General features: G+C 65.5%; 20 protein-coding genes and 1 riboswitch. Of the genes, 9 read left to right on the top strand and 11 right to left on the bottom strand.

Annotation, left to right across the window (positions count from 1 at the left end):
• Positions 1 to 121 precede the first annotated feature (121 nt).
• The 7 genes from ACAG21_RS25850 to ACAG21_RS25820 all read right to left on the bottom strand — a co-directional run bounded on the left by ACAG21_RS25850 (position 122) and on the right by ACAG21_RS25820 (position 8,949).
• Entirely contained in the window at positions 122 to 1,606 is a 1,485-nt protein-coding gene (locus ACAG21_RS25850; RefSeq protein ID WP_370499107.1) for an aldehyde dehydrogenase family protein, read from the bottom strand.
• 145 nt (positions 1,607 to 1,751) lie between these two features.
• The gene (locus tag ACAG21_RS25845) at positions 1,752 to 2,972 is read right to left on the bottom strand and encodes a cytochrome P450 (protein WP_370499106.1); all 1,221 of its coding nucleotides are present in this window, start codon (positions 2,970 to 2,972) and stop codon (positions 1,752 to 1,754) included.
• Between the two features lie 2 nt (positions 2,973 to 2,974).
• A complete protein-coding gene (locus ACAG21_RS25840) occupies positions 2,975 to 3,985 on the bottom strand; it encodes an SDR family oxidoreductase (protein WP_370499105.1) in 1,011 nt (336 codons plus the stop codon).
• Positions 3,978 to 5,117 carry a spirocyclase AveC family protein gene (locus ACAG21_RS25835; RefSeq protein ID WP_370499104.1) on the bottom strand — a complete coding sequence of 380 codons (1,140 nt, stop codon included), beginning with the start codon at positions 5,115 to 5,117 and terminating at the stop codon, positions 3,978 to 3,980. Before ACAG21_RS25835 ends, ACAG21_RS25840 begins: the two co-directional genes overlap by 8 nt.
• Complete coding sequence (locus ACAG21_RS25830) at positions 5,117 to 6,235, bottom strand: ABC transporter substrate-binding protein (RefSeq protein WP_370499103.1); 1,119 nt, start codon at positions 6,233 to 6,235, stop codon at positions 5,117 to 5,119. Before ACAG21_RS25830 ends, ACAG21_RS25835 begins: the two co-directional genes overlap by 1 nt.
• Before the next feature lie 94 nt (positions 6,236 to 6,329).
• Entirely contained in the window at positions 6,330 to 7,160 is an 831-nt protein-coding gene (locus tag ACAG21_RS25825; RefSeq protein WP_370499102.1) for a CbbQ/NirQ/NorQ/GpvN family protein, read from the bottom strand.
• A 136-nt stretch (positions 7,161 to 7,296) separates the two neighbouring features.
• Positions 7,297 to 8,949: a nitric oxide reductase activation protein NorD gene (locus ACAG21_RS25820; RefSeq protein ID WP_370499122.1), complete on the bottom strand. Its 1,653-nt coding sequence runs from the start codon at positions 8,947 to 8,949 to the stop codon at positions 7,297 to 7,299.
• 203 nt (positions 8,950 to 9,152) lie between these two features.
• Here ACAG21_RS25820 and ACAG21_RS25815 point away from each other — a divergent pair, with 203 nt between their 5' ends.
• From ACAG21_RS25815 to ACAG21_RS25800, 4 genes are all read left to right on the top strand, one after another.
• The gene (locus ACAG21_RS25815) at positions 9,153 to 10,307 is read left to right on the top strand and encodes an acyl-CoA dehydrogenase family protein (RefSeq protein WP_370499101.1); all 1,155 of its coding nucleotides are present in this window, start codon (positions 9,153 to 9,155) and stop codon (positions 10,305 to 10,307) included.
• A complete protein-coding gene (locus tag ACAG21_RS25810; RefSeq protein WP_370499100.1) occupies positions 10,304 to 11,398 on the top strand; it encodes an acyl-CoA dehydrogenase family protein in 1,095 nt (364 codons plus the stop codon). Before ACAG21_RS25815 ends, ACAG21_RS25810 begins: the two co-directional genes overlap by 4 nt.
• A gap of 151 nt (positions 11,399 to 11,549) precedes the next feature.
• The gene (locus ACAG21_RS25805) at positions 11,550 to 12,854 is read left to right on the top strand and encodes a TetR/AcrR family transcriptional regulator (RefSeq protein WP_370499099.1); all 1,305 of its coding nucleotides are present in this window, start codon (positions 11,550 to 11,552) and stop codon (positions 12,852 to 12,854) included.
• A gap of 102 nt (positions 12,855 to 12,956) precedes the next feature.
• On the top strand, positions 12,957 to 13,799 hold the full coding sequence (locus ACAG21_RS25800) for an SDR family oxidoreductase (protein ID WP_370499098.1): 843 nt from the start codon (positions 12,957 to 12,959) through the stop codon (positions 13,797 to 13,799).
• Here ACAG21_RS25800 and ACAG21_RS25795 read toward each other — a convergent pair.
• The 3 genes from ACAG21_RS25795 to ACAG21_RS25785 all read right to left on the bottom strand — a co-directional run bounded on the left by ACAG21_RS25795 (position 13,796) and on the right by ACAG21_RS25785 (position 17,776).
• Positions 13,796 to 15,001, bottom strand: a complete 1,206-nt coding sequence (locus tag ACAG21_RS25795; RefSeq protein WP_370499097.1) for a cytochrome P450 — start codon at positions 14,999 to 15,001, stop codon at positions 13,796 to 13,798. The genes ACAG21_RS25800 and ACAG21_RS25795 overlap by 4 nt on opposite strands.
• A gap of 22 nt (positions 15,002 to 15,023) precedes the next feature.
• Positions 15,024 to 16,652, bottom strand: a complete 1,629-nt coding sequence (locus ACAG21_RS25790) for a GMC family oxidoreductase (RefSeq protein WP_370499096.1) — start codon at positions 16,650 to 16,652, stop codon at positions 15,024 to 15,026.
• A gap of 116 nt (positions 16,653 to 16,768) precedes the next feature.
• Complete coding sequence (locus ACAG21_RS25785) at positions 16,769 to 17,776, bottom strand: AraC family transcriptional regulator (RefSeq protein WP_370499095.1); 1,008 nt, start codon at positions 17,774 to 17,776, stop codon at positions 16,769 to 16,771.
• A gap of 168 nt (positions 17,777 to 17,944) precedes the next feature.
• Between ACAG21_RS25785 and ACAG21_RS25780 the strand changes: the two genes are divergently transcribed.
• From ACAG21_RS25780 to metE, 5 genes are all read left to right on the top strand, one after another.
• Positions 17,945 to 18,994, top strand: coding sequence for an aldo/keto reductase (locus ACAG21_RS25780; RefSeq protein WP_370499094.1), 1,050 nt, complete (start codon positions 17,945 to 17,947; stop codon positions 18,992 to 18,994).
• 105 nt (positions 18,995 to 19,099) lie between these two features.
• On the top strand, positions 19,100 to 20,398 hold the full coding sequence (locus tag ACAG21_RS25775) for a TrpB-like pyridoxal phosphate-dependent enzyme (RefSeq protein ID WP_370499093.1): 1,299 nt from the start codon (positions 19,100 to 19,102) through the stop codon (positions 20,396 to 20,398).
• 83 nt (positions 20,399 to 20,481) lie between these two features.
• On the top strand, positions 20,482 to 21,042 hold the full coding sequence (locus tag ACAG21_RS25770) for a TetR/AcrR family transcriptional regulator (protein WP_370499092.1): 561 nt from the start codon (positions 20,482 to 20,484) through the stop codon (positions 21,040 to 21,042).
• 40 nt (positions 21,043 to 21,082) lie between these two features.
• Positions 21,083 to 21,727, top strand: a complete 645-nt coding sequence (locus ACAG21_RS25765; RefSeq protein ID WP_370499091.1) for an SDR family oxidoreductase — start codon at positions 21,083 to 21,085, stop codon at positions 21,725 to 21,727.
• Between the two features lie 47 nt (positions 21,728 to 21,774).
• Positions 21,775 to 21,968: riboswitch (cobalamin riboswitch) on the top strand.
• A gap of 147 nt (positions 21,969 to 22,115) precedes the next feature.
• Positions 22,116 to 24,386 carry a 5-methyltetrahydropteroyltriglutamate--homocysteine S-methyltransferase gene (metE, locus tag ACAG21_RS25760; protein ID WP_370499090.1) on the top strand — a complete coding sequence of 757 codons (2,271 nt, stop codon included), beginning with the start codon at positions 22,116 to 22,118 and terminating at the stop codon, positions 24,384 to 24,386.
• A 49-nt stretch (positions 24,387 to 24,435) separates the two neighbouring features.
• On the opposite strand, the gene ACAG21_RS25755 is transcribed toward metE, so the two are convergent.
• Positions 24,436 to 26,238: a DUF3556 domain-containing protein gene (locus ACAG21_RS25755; RefSeq protein WP_370499089.1), complete on the bottom strand. Its 1,803-nt coding sequence runs from the start codon at positions 26,236 to 26,238 to the stop codon at positions 24,436 to 24,438.
• Positions 26,239 to 26,359 lie beyond the last annotated feature (121 nt).

Genomic DNA, 26,359 nt, shown 5'->3' with positions numbered 1-26,359 from the left:
CAGCGCACGCGCGACGCCCTGAGCGCATACCCGGGCGCGGCCGGCCACCACGCTCAGACCGAACAAATGTTAGGTCGATTCGGCGGTGGCCTGAGCCAGGGTTTGCCTACCCGCGAGCGAATCAGCCGGCGGGGTAGGCCACCGACTTGATCTCGGTGTATTGGTCGAAGCCAGCAATGCCGTTCTGGCGACCGATGCCGCTCTCCTTGTACCCACCGAATGGCGTGTCGGCCGCGTATCCGGCACCGCCGTTGACGCCCATGAAGCCCGCCTTGATCCGGCGGGTCACCGACAACGCGCGCTCAAGCGAACCCGCAAACACGTTGCCGGCCAAGCCGTACACGCTGTCGTTGGCGATCCGGATCGCGTCCTCCTCGTCGTCGAACGGGATGACCGAGAGTACCGGCCCGAAGATCTCCTCCTGCGCGATGGTCATCTTGTTGTCGACGTTGGTGAAAAGCGTTGGGCGGACGAAGTATCCCTTGTCAAAGCCGGTCTCCGCGCCGGGGCCACCGACCAATGCCGTCGCACCCTCGTCGACGCCCTTCTGGATGTAGCCGTTCACCCGCTCGTACTGCCGCTGCGAGATCACCGGCCCGCACAGGGTGGCGGGGTCCTGCGGGTCGCCGCACGTGACGTTCTCGTAGATGTTCTTGAGGATCTCCACGCCCTCGTCATAGCGAGACCGGGGAAGCAACAGCCGGGTCGGGTTGGCGCAACCCTGCCCGGCGTGCATGCACGGTGCGATGCCGACCATGCACGCCGTCGCGAAGTCGGCGTCTTCCAGCACGATGGTGGCCGACTTGCCGCCGAGCTCCAGGAACAGCCGCTTCATGGTGGCGGCACCCTTCTCCATGATCCGCTTGCCGACCACCGTCGAGCCGGTGAACGAAATCAGGTCGACCTTGGGCGACAGCGTCAGTTCCTCACCGACGAAGTGATCCGAGGCGGTGACCACGTTGACGACACCGGCTGGGATGTCGGTCTTTTCGGCGATCAGCCGGCCGATCCGGTTCGCGTTGAACGGGGTGTTCGGCGCCGGCTTGAGCACCACGGTGTTACCGCTGCCCAGCGCTTGGCCGAGCTTGTTCAGGGTGACCTCGAACGGGAAGTTCCACGGCACGATCGCGCCGACCACGCCGACCGGCTCGCGCCACACCTTGATGGTGGTGTTCGCGCCGGTGAGGCTGATGACCCGGTCCCCGAGGTCGGTCTCCCAGGCGTACGAGTCGATCAGGCGGGCGGGGTACTTCAATCCGTCGGCCAAGGGGGCGTCCAGCTGGGGCCCGTAGGTGATGGCGCGGGGCGCGCCGACCTCGAGGATCAGCTCCTCGCGCAGCTCGTCGATCTCGGACTCGATGGCCTCATGCAGCTGCAGCAGGCACCGCTTGCGCAGTTCCTTGTTGGTCGACCAGTCGGTCTCGTCGAAGGCGCGGCGGGCCGCGTCGATGGCCCGGTGCATGTCCTCCTTCGACGCGTCGGACACCTCGCCGAGGGATTCCTCGGTCGCGGGGTTGATGTTGGTGAAGGTGCCGGCCTGGCCTTCGACGAGCTTGCCGTCGATCATCATCTTCGGCTCGAACCGGACCTTTACAGTGTCAGCCATTTTTGTTCAGCTCTCTTCAGACTCGTGATCTTGTGACTCGTCCCTGCGGAGAGCCTTACTGGAAACTAGCCGATTGGCAACATGCTGCCTGCGGGCAGGCCCCTGACGTGCGATTACCGCACGCTCGCTCGGCGCCATGACCGCGCTATTTCTGGGCGTCGAACAGCACCGGAACCGAGGTCGGCGACCGGAACACCTGTCCGCGGATGTGCGGGTCATCCCCGTCGGGGTCCAGCCGCAGATTCGGCAGCCGGTCCAACAAAAGGTTGATCGCGGTCCGCATTTCCAGGCGCGCCAGGTGCATGCCCAGGCAGATATGTACACCGTGCCCCCAGCCCAGATTCGCCTTGGCCGGTCGGTGAATGTTGAACGTGTTCGGATCGTCGTAGCGGTCCTCTTGCCGGTTCGCCGACCCCAGCATCGGCATCACCGTCGCCCCGGCCGGGATCGCCACCCCGCCGAGTTCGGTGTCGCGCGTCGCGACCCTGGTGATGGTCAGCAGGGGCGATTCCCACCGCACGCCCTCCTCGATCGCCTGCGGCAGCAGCGAGCGGTCGGCGCGGATCGCGGCCAACTGCGCGGGATCCGACAGCAGCGCCAACAGCAGGCTGCCCAACGACCGGTAGGTCGTCTCGACGCCGGCGGGCAGCAGCAGCCGCAGGAAGGAGAAGATCTCTTCGTCCGCGAGCCTTTCCCCGTCGATCTCGGCCGCGGCGAGGGCACTGATCAAGTCGTCCTTCGGTTCGGCCCGCCGCGCCTGCAGTATCGGCGCGAAGTAGTCGCACAGCGCGGCCGAGGCCGCCAGCCCGCGCTCGGGGTTCATCAGCCAACTCAGTAGCGAAATCGACCACCGCTGGAACTGTGGGTAGTCCTCTTCCGGCAATCCCAACAGGCCCGCGATGATCTGGCTCGGATAGTCGAAGGTGAACTCCTTGACCAGATCCGCCCTGCCGTTGGGGGCGAACTTGTCGATCAGGCTGTTCGCCACCCGGCCGACCAACTCGTCCTGCCAACGCGCCAATGACTTCTGCGAGAACGCTTTTGACACCAGCAAGCGCAGCCGGCCGTGGATGGGCTCGTCCATGCCGAGCATCACGCCCGCACCGAGCACGGGGCCGAACGCCGCGATCACGGCCGACGACGAGAATGTCTCGTGGTCTCGCAACATCTGCTGGATGTCCTCGTGGCGATACACGATGAACATCGGCAGCGACTCCTCGTGCGGCAGCGCTCCCGAAGTCTCCAGTCGCTGCACCGGTTCCTCACGACGCAGCCGCGCCAGTTCGGTGTACGGGTCACGCACATCACCGGAGATCGCGTCGTCGAAGGCGCCGAAGTCCTCCAAATCGTCGAACAGCTGTTCCATGATTACCCCTCAGTCCCCTCATTTGCCTTGCGGCGCTTAGCCGCCAGTGATGCCAAGCGCTGCAGCACCGGCGGTGGAAGCACACGTGCGACGAACACCATCGCCTTTTGACTCGTCGTCAACGGCCACGCCCCGCCCCGCATCGACCCCTGTTTGGGGATGCCCAACACGGTTCGTGACAGGTGATGCATGCCCGACGACGGCAGAATCCGATTGAAGGCCAGCAGCATTGACGCGTCCGGCCCGACACCGCGGCGGCGAAACGGTGCCTCGTCGGCCAGCGCCCTGACCAGACCTTCGGTGAACCGCTCCGGCGGCCGGGCCAACTTCATCGCAAATCGGCCGCGACTGTTCATCGTGTTGTGCAGCCGCGCGTACGGGCCCTCGAAATTGCGGTCGTCGATAGTGCCGGCGTCGGTGATGATTTCGGTGTCATAGGTGCCCGACACCAGGATGGTGACACCCAGACCGAAGGGCGCGATCTCGCCCGCCAGCGACTCCCCCCAGCGCTCCATCGCTCCCTTGGCCGCCGAGTACGGCGCGGTGGCCGGCTGACCCCGCACCCCGGCCGTGCTGGCCACCAGCACGATGCGTCCCTCGCCGGCCGCGCGCATCGACGGCAACAGGGCCTTGGTGAGTTCCACCGGCCCCAGGACGCTGGTGGCGAACATCCGCTGCCACAGCGCCATATCGGTCTCCTCCACCATCCCGGCGGCGGAGATCCCGGCGTTGTGCACCAGTGCGTAAGGGGCGCCGACGGCCTCGTCGATTGCCTTGGCGGCCAAGGGAATCGACGCGAAGTCGGTGAGGTCGAGTTGCACCCCGATCAGCCGGTCATCGGCAGGACGCGGCAACCCTTGGTCCTGAATAGCCTGGCGCAGCAGTGGCATCGCCTTCTCGGGGGTGCGCATCGCCGCGACCACGCGCCACCCCTCGCGATACAGGCGCACGGCTGAGGCGAATCCGAGTCCGCGGGATGCGCCGGTGATGACGACCGAGCGCGGCTCAGCCATTCTTGCTCACGGTCGCGCAAGAGCCTTGGCCCGGCGGCGGCGCTTCGACATGCGGCCGGCCATTCGGCTCGCCGCTGGCCCACGTCGACCAGATGCCGACCGAGTAGGGGCCCTGGGCCCCGGCTTTCTCGTAATAGCCTTGCGGGTCATATACTTTCGCTTCCGGATACGGCCATGGACAGGCAACCGAGGTCGCCGCGTGGCTGGCCTTGATGGCCCAGAACCAAGCGCCGTAGGCGAAGTAGGAGACGTTGATGATGGCGAACATCACCAAGAAGGTGCCCAGCACCGGCCGGCCCGGGAAGATCTTCGCCTTGGCGGCCAGCTTCTCTGCCACCGATCTACCGGTGTCGTCGCGATAACAGAGAATCGCCGCAGGCACCATCACGAAGGTCACCGAGAACGACTCCCAGATCAGCGGGAATTGGAAAGTGGTGCCGGTGAACACCGATCCCCACGGAATCACCTGCGAGTAGATGTACATCCCGGCCTGCACGAGCTGGATCTCCAGCCACGCGTCGAAGATGAAACCGATCACGCATGTCAGCAGGCCCAAGCTGACCAGCGGATGCCGCGACACGAATGCCGTCGGTCCATACTTGGCCTGCAGCTTGCGCAGGATCCAGACTGCCGGAAAGTATGGCCCGAAATAGAAAGTGACATAGCCGAATACGACGAACGGCTCGACGGTCGGCGACAGCGAGACCAGCGGCCAGGACTCCGGCCAGTGGATGAGGTCGGGGTTGTAGACCGCGAACGGCGACCAGTTCATGATCGGGTCCTGCCACACGATCAGCGTGGTGCACAGGAACATCAGCATGACGGGGCTACCCGGATTGCGGCGCCAGCCCCGGATGAACACCACCAGCAGCACCAACAGCATGATGATCGTGGAGATCTGCAGGAAGGTGATGTAGTCCAATCCGAACAGGAACTTCACCGGCCGCGGCCGGCCCTGCACGTTTGGATTGGCAACCCGCGGGTCAAGGGCCACACGGCAATTCGCGATGAAGAAGAGTGCGAAGGCCGCCAGCGCGCCACCGGCGATCCAGCCGCCCCAGCCGTGCTTTTGCGCTCCCGGCGCGGTGGGCGTGCCGTCTGCCTTCAATGTTGCGGATCGTTCGGTAGACATCAGTCTTGTTCTCCGAAGCGATCCACCAGATGCGAGTTGATCCCGTCGGCGTCGAGAGTCCGGGCCACCAGGTACCCGGCGCCCATCCAGGCGCGGCGGGTCCACTTGCCGAACGACACTCGAGTCCCGGGCGCGCCCGAGGCGGCGGGCATCATCTTGACCCGCTCGAGGGCCTCCTTCACGCCACGCGGGCTCAGCGGATGAGCGTCGGTAAACGCGCGCACGAGTGTCGCGGCGACATCGCGGTTCACCACCGTCACGCAGAACTCGGGGCGACTACCGTTGTACTTCGCGGCGTAGGTGTCGAGGAATTCCTGGCCGACCCGGTTCGCCTCGTCGTACTGGTCCACACCGGTCCAGCCCATGAACGCGTTCCACATGATCGGGTTGACCCACGCGTTCTGCCACGCGGTGGTGGTGAAGCGGGGCGGGTCCCAACCGAGGGCTTCGAGCGCCGGGTTGATGAAGACGATGCCGAATCCGAATCCCAGATGCACGATCGCCTCGGCCTTGGCCTCGTGCAGCGTCTGGACGGCGACGTTGATGTCCTGCGCCGTCTGGGCGATCGAAGCTTCGGCCACGATGCGAATCCCCTTGCGCCGACAGGCACTTCGCAGGTTCTTCAGGTAGCTCTCGCCGATCAGGCTCTGCTCGACCAGCACCCCGATCTCGGCCAGCCCACGTTTGGCGATCAGGTCGGCCAAGAAGATCGGCTCGTCGGTCATCGACCCCTGCGGAAAGGCGAATGTCCACTCGCCCAGCCAATCGTCGGTGCCGGTGACGCTGATGGCCGGCACCTTGAACCGGTCCTCGATCGCCTCACGCACCGGCACGCAGTTGTCGGTGATGTTGGGACCGAAGACGACAAGGCAGCCCTCGTCGACCAGTTCGCCGTAGGCATCGATCACCGCCTTGACCGAACCCTTGGGCAAACCCTCCACCTCGCGATAGATCATCTGCACCGGACGGTCCATCAGGCCCTGGGCTAGCGCCTCTTCGAAGATCAAGTCGAAAGTCCGAGTGAACGAGGCGAACAACTCCTCCGGAAAGCCCGGCGGCAGCCTGAAGTCCATCAAATAGCCGACCTTGATCGGCTCAGCACTACTTTCGTAGGACATCTGACCTCCCGGTTAACCCGCTCACGTGCAACGATTCAGTGCAACCTAATATTTGTTCAAACGGGCGACGGGGCCGGTTCGCAGGGCCAGTCATCTACCCGCCGCCGCCCAGGTAGAGCGCGACCATCTCCCCCAGCGCGCGACCCACGGCGACATCGTCGGTGAGTGGTGCGGTGATCGCAGCCCGCGCCGCCTCTTGCATGCTCAGCCCCTCGGCGATCAGTCGGCCCGCCGCGATCAGCAGGCGGGTCGATGCGACCTCGCGCAGGCCGCCGGTTTCCAGGCGGCGGATGGCCTGGCCGAAACGCACCAGCTCGGCCGCGGTGGCGGCGTCCACACCCGCTTCATGCTCGACGATGCCTTCTTCGACATCGGCTGCGGGGAAACCGAATTCGATCGCCACCATGCGCTGGCGGGTTGAATCCTTGAGGTCCTTGAGCACGCTTTGATAGCCGGGGTTGTAGGACACCACCAGGCCGAAGCCGGGTGCCGCGTCCAGCGTGATCCCGAGGCGCTCGATCGGCAGCTGCCGCCGGTGGTCGGCGAGCGGATGCAGCACCACGGTGGTGTCTTGCCGCGCTTCCACGACTTCGTCCAGATAGCAGATCGCCCCCTCGCGCACCGCGCGGGTCAGCGGGCCGTCCACCCACACCGTCTCGTCGCCCCGCAGCAGATACCGCCCGACCAGATCCGCCGTGGTCAGGTCGTCGTGGCAGGACACGGTAATCAGCGTCCGGCCCAGGTCGTGGGCCATCGCCTCGACGAAACGGGTCTTGCCGCAACCCGTTGGGCCCTTCAACACCAGCGCCAGACCCTGGCGGTAGGCGGCCTTGAAGATCGCCTCTTCGCGGCCGACCGCCCGGTAATAGGGCCGCGTATCGGGAGCCGCACCGTTGCGGCAAGCGATCCCGGACTCGCTGCTCATCACGTCCCCTCTGCCGACTTCTTGGAGCCTAACCGGAACAGATGTTTGTTTCAAGGGTACTGACCTTTGAGTTCGTTTTGTGACGGCGTGCACGAACTTCGTTCGGGGACATGGCATCCCCGCGAATTGACGGCAATCAGCCGCTCACCTTTCGGCGCACCTCCGCCGCGCGCAACGCGGATCGGAACAGCGGTCCGATCACCCCGACCAGCTGATCCGGGCCCGCGATGGTGGCATGTGCGGTGCTGCCGAACACCCGGCGCAGCGACGCCACGTCAGTGCCGGCCCCGATCGTCAGGCACACGCAACCGGTCCCCCGGCGCCGTGCCTCGGTCAGCGCGCGGCGGGCGTCGGCGGCACCATAGGCGCGCTCATAGCCGTGGTCGTAGGCGAGGCCGTCGGACAGCACCACCAGGAGCCGCCGGGAGGTGCCGCCGCGCGCCTCCAGCACCGACGAGCCGTGCCGGATGGCCGTTCCGAGGCGAGAGTAGGCACCGGGTTCCAGGCTGTTGAGCCGCCTGATGACTGACGCGTCGAGATGGTCGTCAAACCGCTTGAGCGGCACCATCGTTACCGCCGTGCGCCCCTGCGAGTAGTAGGCGTAGAGGCAGACCCGGTCACCGAGGTCGTGCAGCGCGACGGCCAGGTTCGCGACCGCGGCGCGCTGCTGTTCGTGCACCGTGCGCCCGGCCGTGCCGGGTTCGGCCGCCGACCCCGACACGTCGAGCAGCAGTAACACCGACAGGTCGCGCCGGCGCCGCAAGCTGTCCAGGTACACCGACTCGTCGGGCACCGATCCGGCCCGTACCTCGACGCGGGCTTCGACGGCGGCGTCGATGTCGATGTCGTCCCCCTGCGACTGCCGGTGGCGACGGTGCAGTCCCATGCCGAGCCGCGACAGCGGTCGACGCACTGCGAAGGCGTTGTCGACAGCCTGCGACGCCGAGGCTTTGATCTGCGGCTCGACCTCGCGCACGGTGCACCAAGCCGGTCGGTAGCGCCGGCGGGCGACGTCCCATTCCGGATACCGCACGCCGTCGCCCATGGCGTCGGAGTCGTCGACCTCCTGGCTCGCGGTCGAAGCCAGCGACGCTACGGTGTGCGCACCGCGCTGTGCCGAGTTGGTGCGGTGCGTCGGGTCGTCCGCGCCGGGCGGTCCACCGCCAGTGCCGGTCTTGCGCGCCGACGACAGCATCTTCTTCAGCCACTTGCCGATGAAGCCGCCGCCACCGACCGGGCTGGTGAACAGGTCGGGATTGTCGGAGTCGTCGACCTCGCCATCATCGAGCTCCTCCAGCTCGCGGGCGCGATCGGTGCGCGGGACATGCCCGGCGACTTCGTGTTCGTCTGCTGTGGCGACGCGGCCGCGCGCGGCCATCAGCTTGGCCGCACGGATCACCCCGAAGGCGGGCTGCGGCTCGGCGACCGGAGCCCGCCCGGCGGCCAAGGCCAGCGACGCCGCGGGCGAGTCGCTGCGACGCGCGATATCGCGATTGCCCAACGATGACAAAACCGTTGGTAGCACCTGCTCATTGGCCACCAGAGCGCGGTGGCTCTCGACCGCGAGGTAGCGCTTGGCCAGCCGGGGGTGGTGCAGCAACGACCGCACCACGTCGGGCTCCAGACTGCCGGCCGCGACCATCGACGCCTGCACCGCGATGGCTTCGAGCTGCGCGCGGGCAGCGGCGGCGGCATCGACGTAAATCGTCTGCCCGTCCGTCCAGGCCGGCTCACCAGGTGACAGCCCCGCAACCGCGACGCCCCTGCCTGCCAATGCGCAGGCGAGCATGCCCAGGCTCTGCAACCGCTCGGCACCAGAGTCGTCCGCCACCCAACCTCCGACTTGACCAAATATCTGTTCCACCGTAAACGCGGGCTGGACGACCGTCAACGAATCGGTAGCCGTTATGCGGGCAGGCTGTTGACCAAAAAAATGCTCCACCGTAAAGTCCGGGCTAAGTCGCAGTTAGCCTCGATCAGAGTCAAGGAACAGTGGACTTCTCCTATCCGGCGGAATTGGAACAGTTCCGCATCGAGTTGCGCGACTGGCTGTCGGCGAACGTGACCGACGAACTGATCGCCGCCCGGCGGCCCTCGGGACGCGACGATGCGTCCTTCGAGATGCTGCGCGGGTGGAGCCGCACGATGTCCGACGCCGGCTGGGCCGCTGTGTCCTGGCCCCGTGAATACGGTGGTCGCGGAGCGACGGTTCTCGAGCAGCTGATCTACACCGAGGAGACCACTCGCGCGCGGGCTCCGATGCCGCTCAACGTCATTGGGATGAACAACATCGCCCCGGCGATCATGCAGTACGGCACCGAAGACCAGAAGAAGACGCTGCTTCCCCGAATGATGCGCGCCGACGACATTTGGTGCCAGGGCATGTCGGAGCCCGAAGCCGGTTCCGATCTCGCCTCGCTGCGCACTCGCGCGGTCCGGGACGGCGACGACTTCGTCGTCAACGGCCAGAAGATCTGGACCTCGCTCGGCCATCGGGCACACTGGTGCCAGCTGTATGTGCGTACCGATCCCGACGCCCCGAAGCACAAGGGGATCTCCTGCCTGATCGTCGACATGTCGCTACCCGGCATCGAGGTGCGTCCGCTCGTCACGCTCAACGGCGATACCGATTTCGCCGAGGTGTTCTTTCACGACGTGCGAGTGCCGGCCGACGCATTGCTCGGGCCGCTGCACGGCGGTTGGCAGGTGGCCACCACCACGCTGCGCCACGAGCGGGCCGGGGCCGCACGACTCTACGCCGAAATGCAGGTGCGACTGGAAGAACTCATCGACGACATCGCCGCGCACAGCAACGCGCTCGAAGATCCGGTGACACTGCGACGTCTCGGCGAAATCGCGGTTCGCATCAAGTATCTCGAGGTGCTCTGCCAGCGATCGATCTCGGCGGCACTGCACGGTGGCTCGGAAATCACCGCGTTCGGATCGGCCAGCCTCGCCAAGTCGGTGTGGGGTGAGATCGGACAGGACATGGCCGCACTGGCCTTCGACGTGCTGGGCACTCGTGGCGACAACGCCGCATGGGCGAACTATCGCCTCACCTCACGTTCGCTGACCATCGCGGGCGGAACCACACAGATCACCAAGAACATCACCGCGCAGCGCGTACTCGGATTGCCACGCAAATGAACCTCGAACTCACCGACGAACAGGTCGCGCTGCGCGACACCACACGGCGCTTTCTTGCTGACAAGGCACCGATTTCGGGTCATGTGCGCGAACTGCTCGACGATCCGGCCGGTATGGACGACGCGGTTTGGCGCGGCCTGGCCGACCTCGGTACCACCGGGCTGTTGGTGCCCGAGGAACACGGCGGCGCCGGGATGACGATGGTCGAAGCCGGCGTGGTGGCCGAGGAGCTCGGCGCTGCCCTGCACCCGGGACCGTGGCTGTCCACCGCGGTGGCCGCGCCGCGCGCGTTGACCCGGCTCTGCGACAATGACAGTGCCGCAACAATTTTGGCCGGCATCGCCGGGGGAACGATCATCGCCACCGTCAGCTTCCTGGACTCTGGGAACGTCGCGGCGGAGGCATCCGGTGATGGCCTCGTCCTGCGAGGTGAGCTCGGCGACGTGTCCGATGCCGCGGCGGCCGGCGTGCTGCTGGTGCTGGCCGAAGATGCAAGCGGCACCGCACTTTTCGTGGTAAATACCGACACCTCGGCAGTATCCGTGGTACCAGAGCGCGGTATCGACCAGACCCGCAAGCAGTTTCGCGTCCGGCTCGACGACGCACCCGCGCAGCGACTGGCCACCGCGGCATCAACCGATGTCGCGGCGGTGATCGATGACCTGCTGATCGCGACGGCAGCCGACGCGCTCGGCGCCGCCCGGGCGGTGCTGGATCTGGCCGTCGAATACGCAAAAGTCAGAAAGCAATTCGGTCAGGTCATCGGATCCTTTCAGGCCGTCCAGCACTTGTGCGTCGACATGTACGAGACGGTCGAACTGGCCCGCAGCGGTGTGGTGCACGCGCTGTGGGCCGCCGACGCGCTTGAATCCGACGAACGCCATCTCGCTGCCCTTCGCGCCAAGGCATTCGCCGGGCGACTGGCCACCGTTGGCGACACCGCGATCCAGGTGTTCGGTGGCATCGGCTACACCTGGGAGCACGATGCGCATCTCTATCTCAAACGCCTGCTGAGCTGGAGCGCACTTCTCGGCGGACCCGACCGGTATCTCACCGAACTCGGTGCGCGCCTTGCCAACAGGGCTCACTGATGGACGTCGACTGCCTGCAGTCCGGCAGGGCCTCGAACTCAAGGGTTCCGGACGGGCAATCTGATAGCCTTTAGCAACAATTTGGTTCGGCAGGAGGATGAATGCGCAGCTTGGCCCGGTCGCAGTCCTCTCAACATGCGCACCGTTAGCCATGGCCAAAGCCAAAACCTTGGCCAAGGGAAAGCGGGCGCCCGCCGATCGCCTGGATCAGCTTGACGATTCCGGGACGCGCCGCAGCGAGATCCTGCAGACCGCTGCATCTTTGATCGCATCCTCGGGATTGCGAACCTCGTTGCAAGAGATCGCCGACGCGGCGGGAATTCTGCCCGGAAGCCTGTATCACCATTTCGAATCCAAAGAAGCGATCCTCATCGAGCTGATCCGTCGCTATCAGGACGATCTGCACCGCATCGGGGAGCGGGCCCAGGCGCGACTGGACGAACCCGATTCGCGACCGCCCGCCGACAAAATCATCGAGCTGGGATCGGCGGTCGCCAACTGCGCCGTGCATCATCGCGCCGCGCTGCAGATGTCGTTCTACGAGGGACCGAGCGCGGACCCCGAATTGATGAACCTGACCCGAAATCAGTCCGTCGCGGTGCAAGCGGCGATGGTGCAGACACTGCGCGCCGGCAGGTGGAGCGGCTACATCAAGCCGGACATCGATCTGCCCACGCTGGCCGACCGCATCTGCCAGACCATGCTGCAGGTCGGGCTCGACGTTATGCGACACAACTCCGCACCCGACCAGGTGGCGGAGCTGCTGTGCCGAATTATGTTGCGGGGCTTGGCTGCCCGGCCGCCTACCGATGCGGCATTGGATCGATCGAATGCATTTTCGGCGGCCAGCGCCGTCATCGAATCGTGGGCCGACGACATCGACGCCGATCCCAGCGACAAGGCCGCCCATGTCCGCGCCGTGGCACGAACCGAATTCGGACGCAAAGGCTATGAGGCCACCACGATCCGGGACATCGCGGCGGCGGCCGGCCTAGGCACCGGCACCGTCTATCGGGTGATCGGCTCCAAGGACGAACTTCTCGACTCGATCATGATGTCGTTCGGTCAGAAGGTCGAGGCAGGCTGGGTCAGCGTGCTGCGCTCGGATTCCTCCGTTATCGAGAAGCTGGACGCGTTGAGCTGGATCAACGTCAACGCACTGGATCGCTTTTCTGACGAATTCCGGATTCAGCTGGCGTGGATGCGCCAGACGCCCCCGACCGCCAACCCCGGTTGGTCATATCCCACCCGGCTACGGCAAATGAAATCGCTGCTCTCCGAAGGCATCCGCTCCGGCGAGATCAGCATCGACGCCCCGTCCACCGCCATGCTGGCGCGCTGCGTGATCAGCCTGCAGTGGATTCCGGAGAACATTCTGCGCGAGATCGGCAAGCGGCCGGCGCTGGTGCACATCCGTGACACCGTTTTGCGCGGCGCCGCCGTCCGCGGCAAGTAAGACCGGCTGATTCGATACGACCCCGGTATTGAACCAAATAACTGTTACCCATACAGTTGAGCAGTTAGAACCGCGTTGGCATTATCCGAGAAGGGGATTTCCATGACCATTGTCGATCGGTTGCGCTACGACGGCAAGCGCGCTCTTGTAGTCGGAGGCGCGACTGGCATGGGCGCCGCGGCGGCCAAGTCGGCGGCCGAGCTCGGCGCCGAGGTCATCGTGCTGGATTACGCGCCCGTGGACTACGACGTTGCCCAGTCCGTACAGGTCGATCTGCGCGATCCCGCCTCGATTGACTCCGCTCTCGACCAGATCACGGGTCCCATCCACGCGGTGTTCTCCGCGGCCGGCGTCGCCGACGGCACGATCGACCTGATGAAGATCAATTTCATCGGCCACCGCCACCTGATCGACCGCCTGCTGGAGCGCAACCAGCTTCCCAACGGTTCGGCGATCTGCTTCATCTCCTCGGTCGCCGGCATGGGCTGGGAGAACGACCTGGACCTAATGCTGGAATTCCTCGAGACGCCGGACTTCGCCGCGGCCGAGGCGTGGTGCCAGGCGCACGAGTCCGACGGGATCAACCACTACGGAACCAGCAAGAAGGTGATCAACACCTACGTGGCCACCCAGGGCTACCCGCTGGCGAAGAAGGGAATTCGCATCAACGCGATCTGTCCCGGGCCGACCGACACGCCATTGGCCCAGGCCAACGCGGACCTGTGGCTGTCCTTCGCCCAGGACTACCGCGACGACACCGGCTCCAAGGTGCACACGCCCGAGCAGATGGGCGACGTGATGGCGTTCCTCAACAGCGACGCCGCCTGCGGCGTCAGCGGTATCACCCTGTTGGTGGACTCCGGACACACGATGGCCTCGATGACCGGCGCCTACGCGCCGGGCAAGCCGATCATCGACATCATCATGGGCAAGGTCAAGTTCTAGCTCTCGTCGACACCGACGAGGAGGCGTTGCGGGCTGCGGCCAAGGACGCGGCGCCACGCAATGTGGGCGGGGTCCTGCGCCAGGCGCAGGAATGGCCGCGCGGCGAGTGCGGCGCGGATGCACTCCTGCACAGCCACTTTCGCAAGAGAGGCGCCCAGGCAGTAGTGCGCTCCGGCGCCGAAGTTCATCAGCCGGGGCGTGCCCGCGCGGGTGAACCGCTCGGGATCGAAGCGGTCCGGCGACGGCCACGCCGAGCGGTCCCGGCATGCCGAGGCGATGCACAGCAGAACCATCGCCCCCGCCGGGATGGTGGTGTCGTGCAGATCGATCGGCGCGATGGCGGTGCGCGGAATGAGGGGGATGCTGGGTTCGAGGCGAATGGTCTCGGCGGCCGCGCTCGCAAGCCGGACGTCATCGTGCGCTACCCCGCCAAGGCGGTCGCGGTACTGCAGCGTCACCAGAAGGCTGCACGGTATCTGACTGCCCATCGTGTCGTGACCGGCGACAAGGAGATTCGCAATCATCGCCACAGTCTCGTCGCGGGTGAGCCGCTCGCCGTCGGACTCTGTGGTCAGCAAGCCGGTGATGAGATCGGGACACGGATCCTCGATTCGGCGCTGCGCCAGCGCCTCGACATAATGCCGCAACTCAACGATCGCTCGCGTCGCCTCCTCGATCTGGTCGGGTGTCATCACGTAGAACACCGGACTCAGGGCATCCGCCCATCGCGAGAATGCACCGGCATCGCTGTCCGGGACTCCGAGGAGGCGACAGATCAACCGCGTTGCCAGGCCCGCACAGGAAGCCACCAGATCTCCTCCGTGCAGGTCCGCGGAAGCGATCGCGGCGGCGGCCATGTCCGCGGCGGTCGACCTGAGGTTCTCGACCGAGCGCGGGGTGAACGCACGGGAAACCAGCGACCGCAGGCGGCGATGGTAGTCACCCTCGGTGGTGAACATCAGCTTGCTGTACCAGTCGCGCAACGGACCGTCGGTGATGCCCATGACGTCGAATAGGGCCAGCCCGATTCCATTCAGCCGCTCGTCGCGGGCCAGTGTTTCGATGTCGTGGTGGCGCAACACCACGGTGGCGCCGGTGATCTCGTCGGTGGCCAGCGGTCCGCGTCGCGCAGCCTGGGCGAGCACGTCGTGCATCTGTGTGGTGAAACTACCGGTCAGGTCTACCAATGGTTTCGTTCCCATTCCCGAATTCCCTCCAGTTGGCTCACAGGGCGTATTGATGGCGCAGAATCTGCCCGGCGCGCTCGCCGATGATGACGCAGGGGGCCATGGTGTTGCCGGTGGTGACCCGCGGCATGACGGACCCATCCGCAATGCGAAGGCCTTCTACCCCATAGACTTTCAGGGATCCGTCGACGACCGACATGCTGTCGCGGCCCATCTTCGCAGTGCAACTCTGGTGGTGGTAAGTGGTGACCTCGTTGCGTATGAAAGTCACTAGATCGGCGTCGTCGAGCCTGCCCGGCATGACTTCTCGCTTGCTGAAGCGACGAAGGGCCGGCGCATTACCGATTTCACGGCACAGTTCAATGCACGCGATTGCGGCCTTGAGGTCGTCCGGGTGCGACATCAGACCGTCATGGATCTTGACGGGATCGCCAGGATTTGGCCCAGTAAGAGCGATGTGCCCGCGGCTCTTCGGCCGCACCACCGCGCCATACATGGCCCAGCCCTCCTCGGGCACACCGAACGCCTGCGCGTTCTCCGTGCTTGAGAACGGGAACTCCAGCTGATAAGCCTGCAGATCCGGGGACTTAAGGCCCGGATCACTTTTGCAGAAAAACGTCACTTCGCCGCCGCTGTTGCGCCAGGGCAGCGGTTCGCGATATTCCCACACACACGAGAAACCCGGGTGGTCCTGTAGGTTTTGGCCGACGCCGGGCAAATGCTGCACGACGTCGATGCCGTGCGGCTGCAGGTGAGCCTGATCACCGACACCCGATTGCATGAGCACCTTCGGAGTATGGATCGCGCCGAGCGACAGCACGACCTCAGATCCCGCACCGACACAACGTAACTCGCGGTCGTGCAGGAATTCCACCCCGGTGGCCCGCGACCCGTCGAACGTCACGCGGGTCACCATCGCGCCTGTCAGCACCGTCACGTTGGGCCGGTCCATCAGCGGGAACAGGTAAGAGCGAAAGACCGATTCGCGGCGGCCATTACGTATGCGCAGATCGACAATCGATGCGCCACCGGCGGCCTCCATGAGCGCACCGTTTTGGCTCTCGAACGCTGGGATGCCCAGCGATTTACCGGCTTCCAGCCCCGCGCGCGCAATCGGACTCGGTTCGGCGGCGGGTCCGACGTAAACAGGTCCGCCGATGCCGCGATGCGCAGGGTCGGGAGCCCCATGCCAGTCCTCGATCGCCCGATAGATCGCGAGCACCGAATCGTAGCTCCACCGTTGGTCTTTGGCTTCGGCGGCGAAGTAATCCCAGTCGCTTTTGTGACCGCGCGCCCACACCATGACGTTGATGCTCGAGCCCCCGCCGAGGACCTTGGCCATCGCGTACGGGATCGCTCGTCCGTTGAGGTGGCAATTGCGCTCGGTGGTGAAGTTCCAGTCGCGCTCGCTGCCAAGGTTCGCCAACCACATTCCCGGCTCGCTGATCTCGGGTCCTTCGTCGGGGCCGCCGGCCTCGAGCACCAGCACGCTCACATTCGGGTTTTCGGCGAGGCGCCGGGCCACAACCGAGCCGCTCGATCCCGATCCGCACACGATGAAGTCGTATTGCGGCTTCAACTCCGCGCCCAGCCGTCGCTGGTTGCGACGAACCCGTTCGGCGAATTCCGCTGTGGGACGCCCGATCTCGACGGAGGTTGATGGCATGGAGCTTCTCGCTTCCAGGGCTGGGTGGCGTCTCGGATGGCCGGCCACGGATACTTCATGGTGACGCCGCCGGCACGGCTCGAGCGACCTCCGGAGCCTTGGAGCGCGGATTTCGGCTATCGGTCCGCGTTGCCCGGATAACCCCCGCGATCACGCGGCCCGTGCAGGGTCTGCTGCGGCGGCTCCCCATACATCGCCCGGTAGGCGGCCGCGAACCGGCCGAGGTGCGCGAATCCCCAGCGATGCGCAATCGCGGCGACGCCGGTGTGGGACGGGTGGGCCGAGCGCAGCTCGCCGTGCACGCGACGGAGCCTGACCGTGCGCAGGTAGGCCATAGGTGACATCCCGACGTGCCGGCGAAAACCCTCCTGCAGCGCGCGGACGCTGACGTGGCACTCGAGCGCCAACCGTGACGTCGTCAACGCCGATTGCGGGGCGCTCTCGATGATGTCCATCGCCTCGCGGACGGCCGCCGGCCGGATGGGCCGGACGGTCGACGCGAGGGCCTCGCGGTGGGGATGGTCGGCCACCAGCAGCAGGCCGTACACCAGGCTCTCCAGCAGCGGATCCAACACGGCCGGGTGCCACATCGGGCTGTCCGAACGAGCGAGCTCGCGATTGAGCCAATGCACTTGGGTCACCCAGCCCCGCACGGCATGGTCGGCCAGTGGCAGCGCCACGGCGAAGGGAACGGATGACCTTGCCGGCTTGCCCAACAGCGTTTCGAGTGCCGTATCGACGACCAGTTGATCGAGCTTGACTCCCAGGTGTCGGCTGGCCGCGGGCCAACGGGTCACGCTCATCTCGGCCCGGGGGCCGTAGATCGTGGCCGTCGCGGGAGTCGAAACCCACCGCTGGCCAAGGTATTGCGACTCAAGCCGGCCGTCGATCGGGACGTGCACGTAGTAGCTGTCGCGATCCGCCGAAAAGCGCAGCGAAACATCGGTGTCGTAACTGAGGTCGGCCAGCGTGATCGGTCCGGCGTGTATCAGGCGCTGGCTGAAGCCGAACCCCTCAGCGGGGCCGAGCAGCCGAAGTCTGTGGGAGTGAAAAGCCGATTCGCAAAGGTGGATAGCCTGCTCCGGCGATCGCGTGTGAAACCAGTTGTCGGCCATGACGGTCATCGAGTCCGTTCGGTAGGTGCTAATCGCGCGCGCGGGGCCACGCACGGTAGACGTCGTCAGCGTTGATCCGGTTCGATTCCCTTCCGTTTTGCTAACCGGAGAAGTCTCCGGTATCTTTCCGAGCGTACCGGAGAATTCTCCGCTACGTTGCACGCGAAGGAGAGACCATTGCGATACCTCAAGCTCGGCAGCTCAGGCCTGGACGTGTCCCCCCTGGCGATCGGAGCCATGACGTACGGCGATCCGCAGCGCGGACATCCGGTCTGGTCGCTGGCCGAAGACGAATCGCGGCCACTGATCAAGCATGCAGTCGAGGCCGGGATCAATTTCTTCGACACCGCCAACATGTATTCACAGGGCAGCAGCGAGGAGATCCTCGGACGCGCGCTGCGCGACTACGCCAACCGCGACGACGTGGTCATCGCGACAAAGCTGCGGCATCCGATGCGACCGGGGCCGAATGGAAAAGGACTGAGCCGCAAGGCGATCATGGCCGAGATCGACCATTCGCTGCGTCGGCTCGGCACCGACTACGTCGACCTCTATCAGATTCACCGCAATGACCACACAACCCCGCTGGAAGAAACACTTGAGGCGCTGCACGATCTGGTCAAGGCCGGCAAGGTCCGCTATCTTGGGGCCTCGTCGATGCCGGCGTGGGAGTTTTCCAAGGCCCTTCACCTGCAGCGCGCCAACGGCTGGGCGAGGTTCGTCTCGATGCAGAACCACTACAACCTGCTGGCCCGCGAGGAGGAACGCGAGATGATCCCGCTGTGCCTCGACGAGGGCGTAGGCACTGTGGTGTGGAGTCCGTTGGCCCGCGGCAGGCTCGCGCGTTCCTGGGACGACGCCAAGTCGACCGCACGATCGTCCAACGACGGGTTTGCCGACATGCTCTACGCGTTCGGCAACGAGGGCTCGGACAGAACGATCGTTGACGCCGTCGGAACCGTCGCCGCCGCACGCGGTATCAGCCGCGCCCAAGTCGCACTGGCGTGGCTGCACGCCAAACCCGTAGTGACAGCGCCGATTGTCGGAGCGAGCACTATCGACCAAATCGACGAGGCGATAGCGTCCCTTGACGTCACATTAACCGATGATGAATTGCACACGCTGGAGGCACCTTACACGCCGCGCTACGACTTTCAAGGCATATCCGATGACGCACAATTGCAGGCCGTCATCGCTCGCATACCCCAAATGTCGATCGCCGGATAACGTTTCGCGGAAGCAGGCGCGGGCAGGCGCCGAGCCGTACAACGGAGCTTGCCCGGACATGCCGGTGTGCGATACCTCAAGCGCTCCACCGGAAAGGAATCGCCATTGCGCTATGTACTGAAGCCCGACCATATCCCGGCGGCATGGTTCAACGCAGCATCCAGCCTTCCCTCGCCACTGCAGCCACCGCGGCACCCGGTCCTCGATCGAGGGGTCCAGGGCGACGATCTAGGTGACCTCTTTCCCCAGGCTCTGATCGAACAGGAGATGTCCGCCGCACCCTGGGTCGACGTTCCAGGCCAAGTACTTGACGTCTTAAGACGCTGGCGTCCAACGCCATTGGTGCGGGCCGTACGTCTCGAACAACTCCTGGACACGCCGGCCCGGATTTACTTCAAGGACGAGTCGGTGTCACCGGCTGGTTCACACAAGGCCAATACCGCAGTTGCCCAGGCGTACTACAACAAAGCCGAAGGTGTTCGTCGAATCACCACCGAGACCGGTGCTGGGCAATGGGGCAGCGCGGTGTCGATGGCCTGCCGATTGTTCGACCTGAACTGTCATGTGTTCATGGTGGCCGCATCGCACCGGCAGAAGCCGTACCGCCGCATCTTGATGGAGACGTGGGGCGCTGAGGTGATTGCAAGCCCATCCGCTACCACCGAGGCGGGACAGTCGGTCCTGCACAGCGATCCCGACAGCCCGGGTTCACTCGGGATCGCGATCAGCGAAGCCGTCGAAGAGGCACTGGGCAGGCCGGATACGCACTACGCGCTCGGCTCTGTGTTGAATCATGTCCTGCTTCACCAGACGGTCATCGGCCTGGAAGCCAAAGCGCAACTGCAGCTTGCGGGCGAGGGCGCTCCCGACGTCATCATCGGCGCATGCGGCGGCGGATCGAACTTCGCGGGCCTGGCGCTGCCGTTTCTGCAATCACGCACCGCGGCGGGAAGCCGGCCTCGTCTGGTAGCCGTCGAACCGCAGTCCTGTCCGTCACTGACAGCGGGCCTGCTGCGATACGAATCCGGTGACGCCGCAGGCCTGACCCCGCGGATGTGGATGTACACGATCGGACGCGACTTCGTCCCGCCGGCCACGCACGCCGGCGGACTGCGTTATCACGGCGTGGCACCGATTGTGTCAAACCTCCTGCAACACGGGTGGATCGAGGCCGTGGCGTACTCACAGCGATCCGTGCTGGAGGCCGCCATCCGGTTCGCACGCAGCGAGGGCGTCATCCCCGCGCCGGAGACTGCGCACGCGATCCGAGCCGTGCTCGAGGAGGCGCTGGTCGCCCGCCGGACGCAGCGGGAAACCGTGATCGTGTTCAACTACTCGGGTCACGGACTCCTCGACCTGGCGGCCTACGACGATTATTTCCATGACCGGCTGTCCGACGACTAATTGCCCAGGGTCGTAACGGAGATCGACTCCACTTATGCTCGTACCGCAGCGAAGATGTGCCTGACGAAGCGAGGTGGCGGTCCGTGACAGACGACGGTGTCACCCGGGTTCGCGCCGACGCCGTCCGCAACCGGGAGCACATCATCGACGTGGCGCACGACGCCTTTGCGGAGTCGGGCACGACATCACTCAACGAGATCGCCAAGCGCGCGGGTGTCGGGGCGGGCACGTTGTACCGCCACTTCCCTACCCGGGAAGTGTTGATCCTCGCCGTCTACCGCCACGATGTGCAGCGACTTGTGGCCGCGGTGCCCAAACTGCTGCAGGCGCACCCGCCCTTGGACGCGTTGCGCCTGTGGTTTCTGAAGCTCGCCGATTACGTTCGCGTCAAACACGGCCTCGGCGACGCGCTGCACAGTGCCGCCGCACAGGACGCGATCAACGAAACCTATGCACCTGTGGTCGCCGCCGTCGGCCAGTTGGTCGATGCATGCATCGCCGACGGATCCCTTCGGCCGGACCTGGATCCCGCGGACGTTGTGCTCCTGATGAGTTTCCTGTGGCGGGTCCCGGCAGGAGCCGAGGGAAAGCGGCAAGCCAAACGAATCATGGAGCTCGCGATCGAAGGACTACGACGTAGCTGAGCGGTCGTTCGACGCGCTGCGCGTCGGTACCGTCGATGGCATGGCACGCATCATCGTCTTCGGCGGACACGGCAAGGTCGCACTGCAGCTGGCTCGCATCCTGAGCGAGCGAGGCGAGCAGGTGACCTCCGTGTTCCGCAATCCCGACCACTCCGACGAGGTCGCCGCCACCGGCGCCGAACCGGTGGTCGCCGACATCGAGCAGCTGGACACCAACGCGCTGGCCGAGCTGCTGCCCGGACACGACGCGGTCGTATTCTCGGCCGGCGCGGGCGGTGGCAATCCGGCGCGCACCTATGCCGTCGACCGCGACGCCGCGATCCGGGTGATCGATGCCGCCGGCCACGCGGGCGTCAAGCGGTTCGTGATGGTGTCCTACTTCGGTGCGGGTCCGGATCATGGTGTGCCGCAAGATGATCCATTCTTCGCCTACGCGCAGGCCAAGGCCGCCGCGGACGAGCACCTGCGGGCCAGCGAGCTGGACTGGACGGTGCTCGGTCCCGGCCGGTTGACGCTGGACGAAGCGACCGGGCGCATCGCTGTCGGCGAAGAGGGCAAGGGTGAGGTATCGCGTGCCGACGTCGCGCTCGTCGTGGCCGCCGCGCTTTCCGACGATTCGACGATCCGGCGGACCATCGAATTCAACAACGGAGACGTCCCGGTCGCCGAGGCGTTGGCGGGCTGACTAAGCTTCTTCTCGCAACTGGTTTGCGTGCGCCGCAAGGCGCGGGCATCGAGCGAAGCAACGTTAACAACGCTTCGTGAGAGGGAACCCGGTGGGAATCCGGGACTGTCCCGCAACGGTATGCAGGAACGACCGCCGTCATGTAGGCACTGGCCTTAGGACTGGGAAGCGACGGCCACTAGGAGCACCGTTAGGTGCGCGCCTGCGAGTCCGGAGACCTGCCAGCTGTGCCGGGCGCGCCGCGTCCGGCGGCTCATCGCCTCGTGGAATGGGCGTTAGGCTGCAGCCGTTGGTGGTTAGTGCTTCAAGAAAAAGAGGTGCTGACCGCTGTTGGAGTGGCTGTACGTCCGCCGGCGGTGACCACCACGTCGATTGAAGGACGAATATCGTGATCCCCCAACCATTCACCGCAACTGTTGTCGGTTCTGCCCGTATCGGCCCGAAACGCGAACTCAAGCGCGCGACCGAGGGCTATTGGAAAGGCCGAACCAGCCGCGCGGAACTCGAAGAAGTCGCAGCCACCCTGCGCCGAGACACCTGGAATCACCTGGCCGAAGCCGGATTGGACTCGGTGCCGGTGAACACCTTCTCCTACTACGACCAAATGCTCGACACCGCGGTCATGCTGGGCGCGTTGCCGGCCCGGGCCGCACAGGTTCCCGACGACCTGGACCGCTACTTCGCCGCCGCGCGCGGCAACGCCGATGTCGCGCCGTTGGAGATGACGAAGTGGTTCGACACCAACTACCACTACATCGTTCCCGAGATCGAACCCGCCACGACGTTCACGCTGAACCCGGACAAGGTGCTGTCCGAGCTGAAAGAGGCTCTTGAGCAAGGGATTCCGGCCCGCCCGGTCGTCATCGGTCCGATCACGTTCCTGTTGCTGAGCAAGGGCGTCAACGGTGGCGGCGCGCCGATCGAGCGCCTGCAGGAGCTGGTGGGAATTTACTCCGAGCTGCTGAGCCTGCTCGCCGCCAACGGCGCGCAGTGGGTACAGATCGACGAGCCGGCGCTGGTCACCGACATCTGCGCCGACGCCCCCGCGCTGGCCGAAGCCGTCTACAACGCCCTGGGCAAAGTGAGCAACCGGCCCGCCCTCTACGTCGCCACCTACTTCGGCGATCCCGGCGCCTCACTGGGCGCACTGGCCCGCACACCCGTCGAGGCGATCGGCGTCGACCTGGTGTACGGCGCCGACACCGCGATCGCCGCAGTGCCGGAACTGGCCGACAAGACCCTGGTGGCCGGCATCGTCGACGGACGCAACATCTGGCGCACCGACTTGCAGGCGGCGCTGAGCAAACTGGCGTCGCTGCTGGGTTCGGCCGCCAACATCGCGGTGTCGACGTCGTGCTCCACGCTGCACGTGCCGTATTCGCTGGAGCCGGAGACCGGCCTGGACGACACGCTGCGCAGTTGGTTGGCATTCGGGCGGGAGAAGGTGGCCGAGGTGGTGACGCTGTCCCGTGCGCTGCACGAGGGCCGCGAAGCCGTCGCCGCGCAGATCGAGGCATCCAACGCCGCCGTCGCCTCCCGCAAGCAGGATCCGCGGCTGCACAACGACCGGGTCCGGGCCCGCATCAAAGAGATTGTCGCGACCGGCACCCACCGCGGCGACGCCGCAGAGCGGCGGATCAGCCAAGACGAGCGGCTGCACCTGCCACCGCTGCCGACCACGACAATCGGGTCGTTTCCGCAGACCGTCGAGATCCGCAAGGCCCGCGCCGCGCTGGTCGCCGGTGAGATCGACGAGGCCGAATACGACCGGCGGATGAAGCAGGAGATCTCCGACGTCATCAAGCTGCAGGAACAGCTCGGCCTCGACGTGTTGGTGCACGGTGAGCCCGAGCGCAACGACATGGTGCAGTACTTCGCCGAGCAGCTGGACGGCTTCTTCGCCACCAAGAACGGCTGGGTGCAGTCCTACGGCAGCCGCTGCGTGCGGCCGCCGGTGCTCTACGGCGACGTCATCCGCCGGCAGCCGATGACGGTGGAATGGGCGAAATACGCGCAGTCCCTGACCGACAAGCCGGTCAAGGGCATGCTGACCGGCCCGGTGACGATCCTGGCGTGGTCGTTCGTCCGCGACGACCAGCCGCTGGCCGACACCGCCAACCAGGTGGCACTGGCGATCCGCGACGAGACGGTGGATCTGGAGTCCGCCGGCATCGCGGTCATCCAGGTCGACGAGCCCGCGCTGCGTGAGCTGCTGCCGCTGCGCCGGGCCGATCAGGAGGACTACTTGCGTTGGGCCGTCGGGTCTTTCCGGTTAGCCACCTCCGGCGTCGCCGACTCGACCCAGATCCACACGCACCTGTGCTACTCGGAGTTCGGCGAGGTGATCGGCGCGATCGCCGACCTGGATGCCGACGTCACCTCCATCGAGGCGGCGCGCTCGCACATGGAGGTGCTCGACGACCTCAACGCGGTCGGCTTCGCCAACAGCGTGGGCCCGGGCGTCTACGACATCCACTCACCGCGGGTGCCGAGCTCCGGCGAGATGGCTGAGTCGTTGCGGGCCGCGTTGCGGGCTCTGCCCGCGGAGCGGCTGTGGGTCAACCCCGACTGCGGCCTCAAGACGCGAAACACCGACGAGGTGACCGCGTCGCTGCAGAACATGGTTGCCGCGGCGCAGGAAGTGCGCGCAGCAGTCTGACGGTCGATAGCGCCGAGCGTCACGCCGTCGTGGCGCTCGGGCTTCGGCGTCACTCTGGCGTGACGCTCGGCGGGGCCTCCGGCTCTAGCTCCTCGCGCGCCTCGGCCTCTGCTGCCTCTTCTTCGGCAGCCGCACTCCAGAGCACCTGGACCGGCACCTGGTCGTCCCAGGGCTGCCGCGTCACCATGTCCGCGACTTTGACGATGCCGCGTTCGAATTCGCCCGTCGCGGCGTCCACCAGCCGGTAGGCCTGCGTCTGCTTGTGGATCGGCTGGGCGTCGAGTAGCACGACCCGCACCTCACCGGGCAGGAAGCCGCAGCGCTGCTGCATCGCGGCGATCAGCTGTTCGTTGTGCATATGGCCGTCGCCGAAATTCCATCCGATGGCGGTGCTGCAGATTCGCTCCCCGTCGGTGATCACGTAGTCGTCTTCGTTCTGGCCGGCCATCGCCCGGTGTGCCAAGGTGAACAACGCCCGGCCGTGAGTGTTCATGGCGCGGAACGCATATCCGAGATACATCGGGATCTGCGCACGTTCCTTGCCGTACACCTTCTCCAGCTGGGCCGCGGGCATGCTGGCGATCGAGACGATGTTGTGGTTGATCTTCTTGTCCGCCGAGGCCTTGATGCACCACAGCGTGGTGTCCCAGTTGCCGGCGTAATAGCGCATGCCGGGCAGGAACGAGATCTTGCGGGGAAACAGGTTGCCCGCGATCACGATTGAGGCGATGAACGCGATGAAAACCCCGACCAGGACGGGGTTTTTCAGGTCGGTCAGTCCGGTATGAGTGTGTCCGACGAACAATGCGAAGACGCCGAAGATCATGAACACGTTCCACTCCAGCGGCACGCCCATCGGGATGGCCGACAGGATGCCGAAGTGGAAGATCACCATGATCGCTGCGGGGACCGCGGTCCACCATCCGCCGTGCCCAACGAATAGCGCGATGGGCACACACATTTCGACGAAGGTGCTCACGTGGGCGAATACGCGCGACAACCGGCCGGGCCGCAGATCGTCGGGGAACTTCTCGAAAAACATCCGCTTGATGAACCGGGGCCGGAACACCGGGTTGTTGGACATCATCGTCGACATCACGAACGGAAAGTGCTTGTTCAGCTTGGAGGTGGCAGCACCGATCCAGATCACCATAAACACCAGCTTGGCGGCGATGATCATGTCGACACCGCCGAACAAAAACGTCACCGACAGCGTCGCGTACACCTCACCGCGGGCGGCCAGGAAGATCACCTTGTCCCGCAACCCCAGGATCCCGAGCAGTACCAGGATCAACACGATCCGCCACGGGCGAATCACCCCGATCTGGGTGCCCAGCTCCGGTATCGGGCCGGTGCCGTCGGCGAACAGCGTCAGGAAAGTCACCAGCAAGAACAGCCCGTACAGCGCGTTGTCGACCAGCGTGCGGGCGGTGCCCTTGGTCCCCGGCACGCGCTGAGGCCACGGGGGCAGCCGGATGGTGTCGGGCCGCAGCCAATACAGGATCGACCCCAGTGGTGGGTTGAACCGGTTGTTCAGCGGCCCGAAGCCGCAGCCCAGCCCGACCACCTCGAAGAGCATCGTGTACAGCACGACCTTCTCGAACACGATCGGCTCGGCGTACCACGACATGACGTCGGTGAACGCCAACCCGCGAGTGGTCGGCACCGCCAACAACCAAGCGAACAGGATGTAAAGCAAGATCTTGCCGACGTAGAACAGATGCAGAACGACCGGCGTTCCGAAACCGACCTCGGCCCAATGTCGGGCCATCGGGCGGATCTTCTCGCTGCGGGACAGCTTGCTCCACTCGTCGATGTCGACCTGCGGCAGTTCGGGTTGGAGAAATCCCATGGTTTCACACCCTAGAACCTGCTCTGGCCGACCGTGTTGCGGATCGCGGATGACACCCTTTGCCCGCGGGTCCTGCGGCGGTTAGCGTAATGTCTTGGCACCTGCTTAGGAGATGGCCATC

It is taken from the genome of Mycobacterium sp. pR1184 (assembly GCF_041287235.1).
GTDB lineage: Bacteria > Actinomycetota > Actinomycetes > Mycobacteriales > Mycobacteriaceae > Mycobacterium.
The sequence above is the reverse complement of the archived record's forward strand: the minus strand, read 5'-3'. Positions and strand labels throughout refer to the sequence as shown.